At 42.4% G+C, this 14,114-nt stretch carries 19 protein-coding genes; all 19 read right to left on the reverse strand.

The window, feature by feature from the left end; all coding sequences use genetic code 11:
- Positions 1-14: 14 nt before the first annotated feature.
- Entirely contained in the window at positions 15-560 is a 546-nt protein-coding gene (locus tag ACMGGO_RS13510; protein ID WP_066037479.1) for a GNAT family N-acetyltransferase, read from the reverse strand.
- Positions 550-1,083 (reverse strand): cysteine hydrolase family protein, encoded by a 534-nt coding sequence (locus ACMGGO_RS13515; protein ID WP_103117891.1) that lies wholly within the window; start codon positions 1,081-1,083, stop codon positions 550-552. The genes ACMGGO_RS13510 and ACMGGO_RS13515 overlap by 11 nt, the downstream gene beginning before the upstream one ends.
- 171 nt (positions 1,084-1,254) lie before the next feature.
- On the reverse strand, positions 1,255-2,193 hold the full coding sequence (mdh, locus tag ACMGGO_RS13520; protein WP_374805977.1) for a malate dehydrogenase: 939 nt from the start codon (positions 2,191-2,193) through the stop codon (positions 1,255-1,257).
- 34 nt (positions 2,194-2,227) lie between these two features.
- Positions 2,228-2,620, reverse strand: coding sequence for a BMC domain-containing protein (locus tag ACMGGO_RS13525; protein WP_112117870.1), 393 nt, complete (start codon positions 2,618-2,620; stop codon positions 2,228-2,230).
- Positions 2,610-2,879 carry a EutN/CcmL family microcompartment protein gene (locus ACMGGO_RS13530; protein WP_016995124.1) on the reverse strand — a complete coding sequence of 90 codons (270 nt, stop codon included), beginning with the start codon at positions 2,877-2,879 and terminating at the stop codon, positions 2,610-2,612. The genes ACMGGO_RS13525 and ACMGGO_RS13530 overlap by 11 nt, the downstream gene beginning before the upstream one ends.
- Before the next feature lie 6 nt (positions 2,880-2,885).
- A complete protein-coding gene (pduL, locus tag ACMGGO_RS13535; protein ID WP_374805978.1) occupies positions 2,886-3,728 on the reverse strand; it encodes a phosphate propanoyltransferase in 843 nt (280 codons plus the stop codon).
- A 16-nt stretch (positions 3,729-3,744) separates the two neighbouring features.
- Positions 3,745-4,020 carry a BMC domain-containing protein gene (locus tag ACMGGO_RS13540; protein WP_326141473.1) on the reverse strand — a complete coding sequence of 92 codons (276 nt, stop codon included), beginning with the start codon at positions 4,018-4,020 and terminating at the stop codon, positions 3,745-3,747.
- Between the two features lie 18 nt (positions 4,021-4,038).
- A complete protein-coding gene (gene fabG, locus ACMGGO_RS13545; protein WP_259948904.1) occupies positions 4,039-4,809 on the reverse strand; it encodes a 3-oxoacyl-ACP reductase FabG in 771 nt (256 codons plus the stop codon).
- Positions 4,810-4,839: 30 nt separating this feature from the next.
- Positions 4,840-5,127, reverse strand: coding sequence for a BMC domain-containing protein (locus ACMGGO_RS13550; protein WP_112117869.1), 288 nt, complete (start codon positions 5,125-5,127; stop codon positions 4,840-4,842).
- 15 nt (positions 5,128-5,142) lie between these two features.
- Complete coding sequence (locus ACMGGO_RS13555) at positions 5,143-5,763, reverse strand: hypothetical protein (RefSeq protein ID WP_259948902.1); 621 nt, start codon at positions 5,761-5,763, stop codon at positions 5,143-5,145.
- Positions 5,764-5,768: 5 nt separating this feature from the next.
- Positions 5,769-6,383 (reverse strand): phosphate propanoyltransferase, encoded by a 615-nt coding sequence (pduL, locus tag ACMGGO_RS13560; RefSeq protein ID WP_259419072.1) that lies wholly within the window; start codon positions 6,381-6,383, stop codon positions 5,769-5,771.
- 16 nt (positions 6,384-6,399) lie between these two features.
- Complete coding sequence (locus ACMGGO_RS13565) at positions 6,400-6,681, reverse strand: BMC domain-containing protein (protein WP_004229005.1); 282 nt, start codon at positions 6,679-6,681, stop codon at positions 6,400-6,402.
- Between the two features lie 14 nt (positions 6,682-6,695).
- Complete coding sequence (locus tag ACMGGO_RS13570; protein ID WP_374805979.1) at positions 6,696-8,177, reverse strand: aldehyde dehydrogenase family protein; 1,482 nt, start codon at positions 8,175-8,177, stop codon at positions 6,696-6,698.
- Between the two features lie 15 nt (positions 8,178-8,192).
- Entirely contained in the window at positions 8,193-8,483 is a 291-nt protein-coding gene (locus ACMGGO_RS13575) for a hypothetical protein (RefSeq protein WP_004229009.1), read from the reverse strand.
- Positions 8,484-8,487: 4 nt separating this feature from the next.
- Positions 8,488-9,231 carry an HAD-IA family hydrolase gene (locus tag ACMGGO_RS13580; RefSeq protein ID WP_004229012.1) on the reverse strand — a complete coding sequence of 248 codons (744 nt, stop codon included), beginning with the start codon at positions 9,229-9,231 and terminating at the stop codon, positions 8,488-8,490.
- A 20-nt stretch (positions 9,232-9,251) separates the two neighbouring features.
- Positions 9,252-10,658, reverse strand: coding sequence for an ethanolamine permease (gene eat, locus ACMGGO_RS13585; RefSeq protein WP_048390427.1), 1,407 nt, complete (start codon positions 10,656-10,658; stop codon positions 9,252-9,254).
- Between the two features lie 25 nt (positions 10,659-10,683).
- On the reverse strand, positions 10,684-11,703 hold the full coding sequence (locus tag ACMGGO_RS13590) for a phosphotransferase enzyme family protein (RefSeq protein WP_269898676.1): 1,020 nt from the start codon (positions 11,701-11,703) through the stop codon (positions 10,684-10,686).
- 43 nt (positions 11,704-11,746) lie between these two features.
- A complete protein-coding gene (locus tag ACMGGO_RS13595; protein ID WP_004229019.1) occupies positions 11,747-13,012 on the reverse strand; it encodes an aspartate aminotransferase family protein in 1,266 nt (421 codons plus the stop codon).
- Between the two features lie 13 nt (positions 13,013-13,025).
- Positions 13,026-13,817: a DeoR/GlpR family DNA-binding transcription regulator gene (locus tag ACMGGO_RS13600; RefSeq protein ID WP_004229022.1), complete on the reverse strand. Its 792-nt coding sequence runs from the start codon at positions 13,815-13,817 to the stop codon at positions 13,026-13,028.
- Between the last annotated feature and the right edge of the window lie 297 nt (positions 13,818-14,114).

A 14,114-nucleotide genomic window follows, 5' to 3' on the forward strand; every position in this document is an offset into this window, starting at 1 on the left:
TTCCTTCTCCGATGCTATTCCTGCCATCTTCCCATAATGATCGTGTGATAGAACCTGCCATCTGCAAGGCATTTATCATTTTTCAGAATGCCTTCCACTAAAAAGCCCATTTTTTTATAGAGCTGTATCGCTTTCTCATTGGTTTCTAACACTTCTAGTGCTATTTTGCGAATACCATTGGCATCTGCCCAATCAATGGATTCTTGCAGCAAGGCTTTTCCTATGCCATAGCCCCAAAACTCTTTACTGACTCCAACACCAAAGGTTACTTTATGGGCAAGCCTTTTGAGTGGAGAGCCCTCACATCTTGAGAACCCAACGATCCGATCACCGACAACCGCTACTAAACATAAATTTTTTGAGCTTTCGCTATCCTGTTGAATAAGCTGCTCAAAGCCTGCTCGATCAATCAATGCCTCGCCCTGTTCACGATCGAAGTTTTCCGTTTCACCGTCTAATTGCAAGCGTAAATCTGATAAGGCTTGGGCATCTTCGCGTCGGGCACAGCGAATTGTATAGGATAGCTCTTTTATCTGGAGCTCTTTCTGATCAATCAGCATGTTGGAATCCTCCAATTGACTGAATCCGCACAAAACGATTATGCCAAATGGATTCGTGATGTTGAATAATTTGTGGTGCTGCCAGTACATTACTATCTAAGGTGCTATGTGCATCTTCTATTAAAATATTATGATGGTAGCCATGACTAAAAGCACTACGGATTGTTGTATCAAGACAAAACTCTGTTTGAGCACCCGCGAAAATCAATTGGTCGATGTGATGCGCTTGTAAATAAGCTGCAAGCTCCGTTTGATAGAAAGCGTCCCACGTTGTTTTTTGAATCACTTGATCCTCCGCCTGTCTAAGTAATCCATGATACAGTTCCCAGCCTGGTTGACCTAATGCAAAATCCACATCATCTGCGTCTGTATGCTGAATAAAAATAACGGGTACTTCGTTGCGCCGTGCCCATGTAATGGAGGCATTAATATTTTTGATAATAGCTTCACTGTTCCAAAGATTTTGCTGGCCATCTAGAAAGAAAGCCTCCTGTATATCGATAATGATGAGTGCTTGTTTCATCGTATCCTCCTTTGTGCATCAGTAGTAACTTTTTTAATTGTACAGAAAACGATCTTCCATTAAAAGAAAATTTTGCACAACAAAAAGCACCTTTACAACATCGTAAGGTGCCTCAACTATGTACAGTACCATCTAATACATGCCACTATTAGATGGTGTCATGCGCTTGCATCATTTGATATAGGCTAATGTTTGATAAACTTGGTGAAGCGAATGATTAAATGCTTGCTGTTCCACTTCGTTTAAATGCAATTCAATTACACTTTCAATACCAGCTCCCCCTAAAACAACTGGGACACCGATGCAGGCATTGTCTACTTGATATTCGCCCTGTAAATACGTAATGATGGGCATTACTCTCCGTTGATCCTTCACAATCGCTTCAATCATTTGGACAATGGCGGCAGCTGGGGCATAGTAAGCACTGCCATTGCCAAGTAGGGCGACAATTTCGCCTCCACCTTTTCGCGTTCGCTCCACTAATTGCTCAATCTGTGCTTGTGGCATTAATTTTTCTAATGGTATTCCTCCGACATACGTATAGCGAACGAGTGGCACCATTTCATCGCCATGTCCACCCAAGACGAAGCTCGATATATCCTCGACAGCAAGCTGAAGAGCCTGTGCGATAAAGGTATTAAAGCGCGCTGTATCTAAAACACCTGATTGTCCCATGACACGATTTTTGGGAAAACCCGTTGTTTCCAGACAAACATAGGTCATGGCATCGACAGGGTTACTTAAGACGATAATATAGCTAGTTGGCGCATAACGTTTGATTTGTTCGCTTACCGTGCGGATGATTGCCGCATTTGTATGAATTAAATCCTGCCGTGTCATGCCAGGCTTTCTTGCAATACCTGCCGTGATAACCACAATATCAGCATGAGCTATTTCCTGATACTTTGAAGTAGCCGTCACCTGTACGTTAAATCTTTCTATTGGTCCAGCTTGGAGAATATCTAATGCCTTCCCTTTCGCTGCATTTTCGAAGTCTGGTAAATCGATAAGCACAATATCCCCGATCTGTTTCTGTGCGACCATTAACGCTACGGTTGCACCTGTATGTCCAGCGCCAATGATGGCGATTTTGGGTCGCCTAAAGCTCATCTGCCTCCCCCTCCTAACAACATAGATTCATCGACTACTTATCTGCCTGCTCATCCTCTACAAGTTTTGTTTGTTGAGGCTTCTGGCGAGTGCTTGTTTTTTTGGCTGCTGCCTCCGTCGCTTTTATCGGCTGTGTTTCATCAATAATCGCTGTGAATACTTCATTGGCTGCTCGTGGAATTACATGTGCGCTTAGTAGCTTGCTCGTTCGCGTTGCTGCCGCTTTACCAGCATCAACCGCAGCCTGTACTGCACCAACATCTCCCTCGACAATAATGGTTACGATACCACCGTCTACTAGCTCCTGTTTCACTAATTGGACATTGGCTGCCTTTAGCATGGCGTCCGCAGCTTCAATGGAGCCAATCAAGCCATACGTTTCGATCATTCCTATCGCTTCTGTCACTGTGCTCACCTCACGATTCATCTGTGCCATCTATAATGCCAACAACAATGGCATCAATTGGACAAATACTGGACGTAGAAAAACTTCGTACAGCAGCACTGCCCATTGTTAAAATGACGTTATCTCCCACACCTGCACCTATACGATCTGCCGCAACAATTTGTTCATCACTCAGTTGACCATCCAGCTTTATTGGCTGGATAATGAGTAATTTCAATCCCTGTAGCCCTTCCTCTTTACGTGTTGCCCAGATATTTCCGACCACTGTTCCTATCCGCATGCATCCTCATCCTTTTTCGTGAAACTGAAGTTCAATTTCTAATTTTTCCACGGCCTCCTTCGCCAGTGCCGTCAACCTTGCCTCTTTGGGGACTATCACTGTCTCACCTTGATAACGGCTTACATCATTTGCCGTTATAATCTTGTGGTTAATTTCAATTGGAGGACTGACGAAGTTATTGTAAGGCTCTCCTGCCATCTTGCCTGTTATAATTGTACCCGTTTCACCCTGTTGGATGAAGCCTGCGTTTGCTTCATCTGTATCAATATGCATTTCTAAATGATAGTGATCAGCCACACGAATTTTCACTTGCTCAAAGGTAATGGGACGTCGCCCTTGCACCTTAACGGAGACGTATTGACCGTTCTGAACCCCTAACTGCTGTGCATCAGCAGGTGCCATATGAATATGTGCTTGTGCTATAATGACCCCTTCTTCTAAAATCAAACTTCCCCTAGGTCCTACCAGGATACAGCTAGCTGAGCCAGCAATTTCTCCCGATTCACGCAAAGGTGGTTGAATTCCTAGGGCAATGGCATCAGTATGACTAATTTCAATTTGTGTGAAGGTGCGAGCTGGACCTAATACACGTACATTTGGGATGCTTCCTTTTTGGCCCACCACCTGTAGCGTTTCATGTGCTGCAAACTGACCGGGTTGAGCTAGCATTTTTTTCACACTCAGCGTAGCACCCTTGCCAAATAGCTGCTCGACATGCTCTTGTTGTAAATGAATATGCCTTGCTGAGATACCTATAGGAATTTCATTAGGTGTAGGAGCTGCTTCTTTTTTAGGTTGTAATTCGGCTATGACATCATTAACAATTTTTATTATTGCTTGTTCATTCATATAGCCACCTCACTCATTATTGCACTTTCAAAATCGCTTCCAATTCTGCATGTGGTCGCGGAATCACATGTACCGATAATAGCTCTCCAACACGTTGTGCAGCTGCTGCTCCTGCATCTGTTGCGGCTTTCACAGCCCCTACATCCCCACGAACAAGCACCGTGACAATACCGCCACCCACATGAACTTTACCAACAATATTCACATTGGCAGCCTTGACCATTGCATCGGCCGCTTCAATAGAGCCCACTAAGCCCTTAGTTTCAATCATTCCTAATGCGCCTAAATTCATCATGTATCCCTCCTTCTCTTAAAATGCCTCTGCATCTTCAGGTAATGTTTGGCCACCATCAATAATGATCGATTGACCCGTAATAAAGCCTGCCTCCTTACTACTAAGGAACAATGCAGCATACGCTATATCCTCCACACGACCAAGACTGCCAAAGGGAATCGCCTTCGCCATCTTCTGTAGATAGGTTTCACCAAGCCCATCTAAGCCTTCTGTTGCAATATTTCCTGGCAACACGGCATTGACCGTAATATTATAAGGTGCTAATTCAAGAGCCGCAGTCCGCATAAACCCTAATTGAGCTGCCTTACTTGCGGCATAATGTGTCCATCCAGCATAGCCAGTCACCGGACCCGTTATCGACGAGGTAATAATGACCCTGCCAGCATTCGCTTTCTTTAAATGGGGCACGCAAGCCTTGACAGCAAACATCGTTCCTCTGGCATTGACATTTAATACCTGATCCCAATGGTCCGTCGTCATGTCCTCTAGTTTCATCGAGGGAAAAATACCAGCATTGGCACATAAAATATCGATGGAACCAAAAGAGCTAGCAACCTCCGTAGCCATGCTTTCAACAGATTCATAGTTTTCAACATCAACAGTGGCAGCAGAAGCGGAGAATCCTTGCGCTTGTAATTGATTTGCTACATCTGTGGCAGCTTCCATACCTCTTGCTGCAATCACCACATGAGCACCCTGTTCAGCAAATACGGTAGCAATCCCCTTCCCAATTCCTTTACTACCACCAGTAACTATGACAACCTTCCCCGTTAAATCGACCTTCAACTCGTTCCTCCACCTTTCCTTTTATTCATTTTAAGTACTTGGCTTTTTCGCAATTTCTGTTACTAATCCATTCACCGCGATATCTGGCCTTAAAATAGTTGAAGAGGCAATCCATTGGTTGGCTGCTTTAGCTAGTTGTGTACCAATGGCTATCGCTTCCTGAATGGCCGCTGTGTCCCCTTCAATGGCAATGGTTACTAGAGCCAAATCGATGGTTTCTTGTCGAAGTATTCGAATATCCGCTGCTTTAAGCATAGCATCTGCGATTCGTATTGAAATCGCAAGTCCTCTTGTCTCCACAATACCAATCGATTTCATGTAACAACACTCCTGCTAATATCTTTGTATCGTCATCCCTTTTTCCTGAATCATTTCTTGTGCTAGTGCTGTAAGTTTTGTGTGGGCAGGTAGTGTCAGCCGTTGCCCCTTGTACGATTGAAGCATCTCTGCTGTCAAATAGTTTGCCACTATAGTCGAACGAGCCGGTTCCTCTTGCTGCTTTAAAAATCGAATAAGCTGTGCAAATAACTGAATGTCACAGCCAAACTCCTTTAAGCGCTCTATATGATGCAGCAACATTTTCATGTAAGGATTCGGTTCCTTTGCTGTGACAACAGCAGATAATTTTTCATTTGGAATTAAAATTGCTGTTTGATTGCTAACCAGCAACTCAGACAGGTACAAGGCTGCCGGTGTAGTAGGCAAGCCTTGGGCACTGCTGACGATAAATGCTTGATCCACTTCGAGAAAAACAATAGCATCGTAGAATAGCTGAGTGGGACTTGTGGTTTCATTTGCCTGCCACTCCTCAACATGGCAATAGCTTTGTAATAAGTCCACCTGTTTCTTAGAAATGGTCGTATGAGAATGGACAAGCAAAAGTCTTTTATGCTTTTTATCCATCATCGATATGACTACTTCTTCGATGATTCTCTGTAATTCTTTTATATCCATACCTGTCACTCCATTTTGATAAGCTTGCCAATTGTATGCTGTTGAAGAGCGGCGGCATTCGCTTCATCTGTATCTACATGCATCTCAAGGACGAATGCTGAGGAGACACGCACAACCACATTCATTAATCGGAGCTGACGTCCATCCCCACAGATTTCAACCGTCACGATTTCCTTATCTTGGACATTGAAGGCAGCAGCATTGGATACAGCCATATGAATATGTGCTTGTGCAATAATCAATCCTTGTGTTTTATGGAGAGTTCCATGAGGTCCAATCAATGTGATTGATTCAGATTTTTCTAAGTCGCCTGACATACGAATCGGTGGTGTTACACCAAGCTTGATGGCATCCGTTTGACTGATTTCGACTTGGGTTGCAGTGCGAAATGGGCCTAAAACCCGAACCTTGTCAATTTGGCCTTTGGGTCCCTTAATCGTTAGAACATGCTGTGAAGCAAATTGACCTGGCTGGGAAAGTTCCTTCCATTTCTGTAAAGCTGCGTCTCTACCAAATAAATAATAGAAATCCTCCTCATTAACATGACAATGACGGGCAGAAATCGCAATCGGGATACTTTGATTTGTAACTTCAGTGGCATGTATTTGATTGTTTGTCATCACAATCCCTCACTTTTCACTTAGGTAAAATTGCGTATAATTCTGAATGAGGGCGTGGAATAACATGTACCGATAATAGCTCACCTACCCGACGTGCGGCCTCAGAGCCTGCATCCGTCGCTGCCTTGACTGCCCCGACATCACCTGTCACCAGCACCGTCACAATGCCGCCACCAACATGTACTTTCCCTACAATATTGACGTTTGCTGCCTTTACCATGGCATCTGCCGCCTCAATTGATCCGATTAAGCCTCTTGTTTCAATCATGCCTAAAGCTCCATTTATCTCTACGCTCATTTCCTTTTCCTCCTCTAATTACTTAGCTTTGTGAGTACTTCCTCTACAATCTTTTCAATGGACAACCTGTCAATAGACACCCCTTCAATTGCTTGCATCGCTGGAGCCTGTATATTTTGTGGATGCTTTGGGGGTGGAATCGTTAGTGCCTTCACACCATAGGCCACTCTTTTTTTATTTAATAAATGATGTGCAGAAATATTATCACTCGTAATATTTCCCCCATAGGCCCCACAGCCCAATGTAAAGGAAGGCGTTAAACTTGTCGTACCGCCTGCAGCCCCAACAGATGCTAAAGTATTGACTACTATTCTGGACACGGGCATTTGAGCGGCAAACTGCTTAACAAAATGTTCGTCCTGTGCATGAATAGCCAGGCTATGTCCTCTCCCTCCAACGTCAAGCAAGCGACGGCAAATCTTTACGGCTTCTTCCTGCGAACGAGCCGTATAAAGACCTAGGATGGGAGAAAGCTTCTCCATGGAAAATGGATACTCCTTCCCAATCTGATGTTCCTCCGCGACTAATACGCGTGTATGTCGAGGGACATCAATATTAGCCATTTGGGCTATTACGGTTGCTGGCTTCCCGACAATTTGGCTATTTAATGTACGAGCTACTGGTGAAATCACCTTTGCTAATTTTTCCTTGTCCTGCCCACTTAGAAGGATGGCCCCATTTTCTGCTAAAGCAGCCATCACCTGTGCTTTGACCTCCTGATGTACGACAATAGCTTGTTCTGTGGCACAGATCGTACTATTATCAAATGATTTACTATCGATAATTTGCTTCATTGCCTCGTTCACATTTGCTGTGCGATCAATATAGACAGGAACATTCCCAGGGCCAACACCATAGGCTGGTTTCCCTGAGCTATAGGCAGCTTTGACAAGCCCTGCTCCACCAGTTGCTAAAATTAGCTGTACATCACGATGATGCATAAGTTCCTCTGTTCCTTTTATTGTTGGATGGCTAATCCATTGAATAAGTCCCTCTGGCGCCCCTGCACGAACGGCTGCCTGCTGACAAATTTTCAATGCCTCGATGGTGCAGTTGACTGCTGTTGGATGAGGACTAAAGACAATGGCATTTTGCGACTTTAAGGCAATTAGCGTTTTAAAAATGGCTGTAGCAGTCGGGTTCGTGACAGGTGTAATTGCCGCAATAACACCGAATGGATAAGCAATTTCCACCTGCCTTGCTACCCTATCCTCATGTATAATGCCGATTGTCTTTTCATGCCGAATGGCTTCATAGACACCTTGAGAAGCCAACTCATTTTTTATTTTTTTATGTTCAATAATGCCCATCTTTGTTTCCGTAACAGCTAATACAGCAAGATTTTCTGCCTGTTTATAAGCAGCTTGGGCAATGGTCTCTACAATTCGATCGACCTGCTCTTGCGTAAAGCTGGCATACATTTTTTGCGCAATCGAAGCGGCTGCTATTCCGTCTCTTGCCTCTTGTATCGAAACCAAATCTTGGTCTCTCACCATATGACGAACCTCCCGTCATGTAAATTTTTTTAGGGCAATTAAGTCGCTCGAATTAGCTACAGAGACAGTGCCTGATGATTGCTGGTGCAGACTTTGCCAATGCTGTAATTCATGCGTAGATAATGCTACATATGCAGGGGCAGTTGTTTGCTGCGTCTGATGTTGGTTTTCTTTTATTAATCGAAATGATTGCCATTCCTGTAATTCCTCATTTGATAACGTTTTAGAAGCTTGTTCAGGCTGAGAGCCTTGCGTTAGTTTTTCCAATACCAATTCAGTAATCTTGGCAATTAGCTGATTGTCCATATGCTCACTCCTTTTCGATTAGCATGGTGAGAACAGATTCGTCATACGCTTCAATAATTGCGGTTGCATCAGGTAAATAATCCTTTGGGTATGTGGCACTAGGAATGATGCCAATTGAAAAGCACATGCCAGCATTTTTAGCAAAGAGCATATCTGCATTCGAATCGCCAATCATCACGGCTTTCTCAAGCGATACTTGAAATTGTTCCTTTGCCACATATGCTAAGTCTGGGAAGGGCTTACTGGATGTAGCTTGGTCACTTCCTAGAACGAAATCAAACAAAGCTAATAACTCTAGCTGTTGTAAATGTGATTTGGCTCGTGCCGTTTGATCAGCTGTAATCACCCCTAATTTCATCCCTTTATTTTTTAAGGTTATTAAGAGATTACGAATACCTGGTAATGCCTGTACCTTGCTATTTTCCTGCTGCGATGTGGCTAAGTTGGAAGCTGCTCTCGCAAGTGTTACCCCTCTGCTCCATGGGATTCCCTGCTGATAGAGTAAGAACGCTACGATCGTCTCAGCTTCTTGTATACTTCCAATAGCTAGAGGACTCGTTGGGTCAATCGTTGTTCCATTGTCATTAACCCCTATGTTTCTTAAAAAAGTTTGTAAGGAAAAATAGATCTCTAAGTCTGAATTTTCAGTTAAATTAGCATATAAATTTTTGGCCCAGGCAATCCATAAAGAATCCATTTCTATGATTGTTCCATCCTTATCAAAAATGACCCATTCCACTTTTGTCATAGAAAAACCCATCCCTTTATTTATTCTCGTATAGCCTCTATTGGCGATACTGGTGCTTGCACCTCTACCTGCACTGTAGCGTCCTTCGCAAAGCGTTCCTCTGGTGCATCCTCGTTAATATGGTGTCTTGCCCACACCCAATAATAGATCGTTGCCACAGCAAAAACAGCCAAACAAACGATGAAAAAAGTCAAATTCGCAAAGAAGCTCGCAAAGATAGCAATGACGGCTAGCACAAGTGAGACAATAGGCGTAAATGGATACAGCGGTGTCTTAAAGGTACGTACTAAATGAGGTTCTTTTTTACGCAAAATCAACACCGATAAATTCATCGTAATATACGATACTAATGCCCCAAATGTAGAAATTAAAATTAAATCATCTGGATTAAATAAAATGACTAACACTAACCCGATAAAGCCTGGCAAAATAATGGCCATATATGGTGTCTGACGCTTTTTATGCATCTTCGATAACATGCTTGGCAAATAGCCTGCACGTGATAAAGCATAGACCTGACGAGAGTAAGCCAAAATCACACCTGAAAAGCTTGCAATTAGTCCTACTAAGCCAACAGATGCTAAAATCTGCGCCAACCAATACGTATTTCCAAAAACAGCGGCAATCGCTGCTGGCAATGGATCTTCAGCAACCGTCATGACATCGATACCAGCTAGCCCAATGGCAACAGTTGTTGTCAAAATGGATAAAATCAGCAAAGTCACCATACCTGAAATTAACCCCTTCGGCATGTCCTTCTGCACATCTCTCGTCTCCTCCGATAACATAGGCAACATCTCGATTGCTAGGAATAGCCACATCGCATAGGGCAATGCTGACCAGATTCCTTTAAATCCACCTGGTATAAGATCGCCATTCTCAGGGAATAAATGGCCCACATTAATTTGCGGTAAACCAACGAAATACATTAAGACTAGTAAGCCTAAAGCGATAAAAACAAGCACCATTTCGATCGTGGCATATTCTTTAATGCCAATAATATGAACCCCCATGAACAGAGCATACATAAAGGCAGCTGCCACCACTGTCGGTACGGCTGGAAACAAAAAGCTGATATAGCCCCCAATACCAATCGCGATAATTGGTGCGGCAATGACATATTGCAGCACGACACCAACTCCTGTAATAAAACCGATATAACGCCCCATCGCCCGTCGAGCAAAGGAGTAAGGTCCTCCTGCATAAGGTAACATCGTCGATAATTCAGAAATACCTAAGGTCATCGTTAAATACATAATCGCCATAAATAATGTGGCAATGAGCATTCCTAAAAAACCAGATTGACTTAAACCAAAATTCCAGCCAAAGTAGTTACCAGAAATCACAATGCCGACGCCAATTGTCCATAAATGGATGGGTGTAAGGGCTTTCTTTAATACGATGATTTCATCCTTTTTCGAAGACATGTTATTCGCCACCTTTTATCGTTATTTAGTTGGTACAGTCTTGATACTTTTCTACATAAGCTTTCACTAAATCATCACTCTGAAGCGTGTAATTTTCACCAAGTAAGCGCGTTGTCTCATTATCACGACTTCCAATCCACGAAATAAGCTGTAGTCTTCTCATTAATATAAAAGTTGGAATCATTTCTTTTTCTTCGTCTGTTAATAATCGAATTTTGCTGTAGCCCTTAAGCCATGAAGCGATCAACTCATCAAGATACGGCATGTGCTCAATAAAGCTCACCGATGTGGCTAAATCATATAAAAACCACCCAAAACCACAATCATCAAAATCAATCACTTTAATTTCGTCTCCATAGATGAGTAAATTAGCTAAGCGTAAATCCGCATGGATAAGACCAAATCGTGTTTTCTCTTTCCCAAATGCCTCAAGCTTCTTTTGAATGATATGTGATGCTTCCTCATATAAAGCGATTCGTGCAGGGGTCATTCCTAGTCCATCCTGCCATCTCGCCCATTTTGGAGATTGACCTAGAATCGTGTCATAGTCCCATGTCATGCGCTGAAAGGCTTGGTAATAATCATGCTGCTCGATTGTGTGTTTATGGAACATGGCTGTAATTTCGCCTAATGTTTCAAATTGCTGAATTAAGTCATCTTCATTATTCTCATCAGGAGCATTGCCCTCCAAAAATGTAAATAATGTGCTATAATAGATCGTGTCATTATACGAATGAGCATGTACGTAGTCACCGTCATCTGCTCGCATCGGTAGTGATACATCAATAGGAGATTGCTCATGGAGCGAGTTTAACCAGGCAATCTCCGCTTCGATCTCCTCTTTTTTATGGTAATTTGGTCGGCTGATCCTCAGAATATATTTTTTGCCCTGCCCATCTTCTACGAGATACGTCGCATTTTCGGAATAATCAATCATTTTACAAGATGCTTCTAGTAAACAACTAAACTCCTTTAATGCATCATTTGCTGCTTGATGAAAGTTGGAAAGGACCAATTCTAAATCTATGAAATCCATTTGACCCATCTAGAAAACCCCCTGTTTACTAAATTGACAAGCTTTCTTTCCTTTAATAGCGTGCAAATTTTACAAGCTGCGCTGCTTCTTTAATGCCCGCCTCACATTTTTCAAGCAATTCATCACAGTATGCTTTATCACATAATAGCCCTGGCTTAAATTGCAACACACGTGTATCCAGCATTGAATAAATGGCCCATACACCATGTTTGTACAAGGAGCTCATCACATATTTAGCCCCTTCAGGATGATTAAACTCTAGGCCCATAACAACGCCAAGCTGACGAATGCCCACAAAGAAATCAGGATATTGTTGTTGAATACGCTCTAAACCACTTCGTAGATAACGAGCAACATATTCTACATTCTTTACTACTTCAGGACGTTGGGAGATTTCTAATACTTTCATCGCCACTACACAACCTAGTTCTGCTCCACCAAATGTAGAAATATGAGCTAGTCCATCTTCTTCCATCCAGCCGCCTGCTCGTTCATTGACCACTGTAGCTGCAATTGGATAGATACCGCCACTTAGACCCTTTGCTGTCACCAGAATATCCGGTTTCACCCCATAATGCTCAATTCCCCACAGCTTACCTGTTCTCATTAAGCCCGTTTGCACCTCATCTGCAATATATAATGCCCCGTATCGTTCACAAAGTGATTTGACATCAGCCAAGTAATTAGCTGTGGGCAAGGGGAAACCATATGTCGCAGGAATAGTCTCGATAATTACGCTAGCTACATCCCCTCTAGCAAGCTCTCGTTCCATTGCCGCAAGATCATTGAATGGTACGTGCACAAATTCATGGGGACTGCCCTCACTTAAAAATGGTTTTGAATAGCGTTCATTGCCAAGCGAAACCGCAAGACCTGTGTGTCCATGATATCCATTTTTAATGGAAATCGTTTTTTTACGTTTTGTAGCATAACGCGCACACTTTAGAGCCACATCAATTGCTTCACTTCCACCACTAGAGAAAATAGAATATGTTAAGCCTTCTGGTGTGCAGGCTGCTAATTTTTCAGCTAACTGTGCACGTGCAGTAGATGGAAAATGATGATTACCAATGTCAAAATAATTGGTTCCTTCCACTAATGCAGCAATGACTTCTGGATTACGATGGCCAAGGTTATATGTTCCGCCATTGAGATGCGCATTCATTAATTTTTTGCCATCCACATCGTAGAAATAATAGCCCTCTCGTTTCCCGATAACGACATCGACACCATCGATTTGCCACTGTTTCGTTTTTCCTGGATTCCACCAGTCAATTGATTTTTGTAAGGTTGCCTGTTTATTTGCAAAATAGTCCATAGTTTCCACCTTCCTATACATTGACGTCATCCAACATTTCACCTGCAATGAATAATTCCACTTTTTTCTGCTGTAATCGTTCCTGCCATTGTGTGGAGCTCTTTTGATCTGTAATCACCATCGAAACGTCCTCTAAATGACAAATATGCGCAAATGTAGAGACACCAAATTTCGTATGGTCTGCTAAAATAATCGTATTTTCTGCCCGCTCTATTAATTTCTTTGAAATCGCTGCGCCCGTAATATCATAGTCGGTAATACCATCTGCTAACGAAATTCCGCCTGCAGCAACAAAGGCTTTATTTGCCTTTAGTTGATTAAAAAATAAATCAGCTAATGGACCTCCCATAAATTTTTGTCGATGTTCATATTCTCCTCCCGCAAAGAGCACCTTCCCTTGAAAGCATTCTGCGGCTAATGATAGAACTGGGAGTGAATTTGTGACGACAATGACGTTGGGCTTATCACCTAAATAACGAACGATTTCATAGGCTGTTGTACCATGACCGATAAAAATAACATCACCGTCTTCCACAATACTTGCAGCAGCCTTACAAATCCTTCTCTTCTCTATATTGTTAAGTGACGTTTTCTGTTCAAAGGTCCTCTCATACTTTTCCTTTGCCTTCACAGCCCCCCCATAGACTTTGTGTAGAAGCCCTTCCTTCTCCAATCGATCCATATCTCTACGTATAGTCTCGCCTGATACATTTAATAGCTGCTCTGCATCACTTACCTTCACTTTTCCTTCTAAATCTAAAATATCTAAAATCACTTTTTTACGTTCCTCAAACGAAAGAGACATACATCATCACTCCAAACACAAAGTTAAATCCAACAAAATCCACAAATCCAACACTTTATTTCTGTATTTATGTGGATTTGTTTTGAATTTTAAATAATAGTTTAACAATTGTCAATACTCTGAATCTTATTTTCTGTATGATTTTTTCTCTCTAAAGCCACTTATTTCTCTTAAGCGTAAAATGAAAACTCCACAAAAAACCAATTTCAGTTGTCTCCAACTGCTCTCTAAAACCTTTTTTAAAATATTTTTCTACAACTATTTTTTCCCATAAAAAATCCCCCTTCATGGTAGAAA

It is taken from the genome of Lysinibacillus sp. BNK-21, assembly GCF_048684915.1.
In the GTDB taxonomy this organism is placed as follows: Bacteria; Bacillota; Bacilli; order Bacillales_A; family Planococcaceae; genus Lysinibacillus; species Lysinibacillus capsici.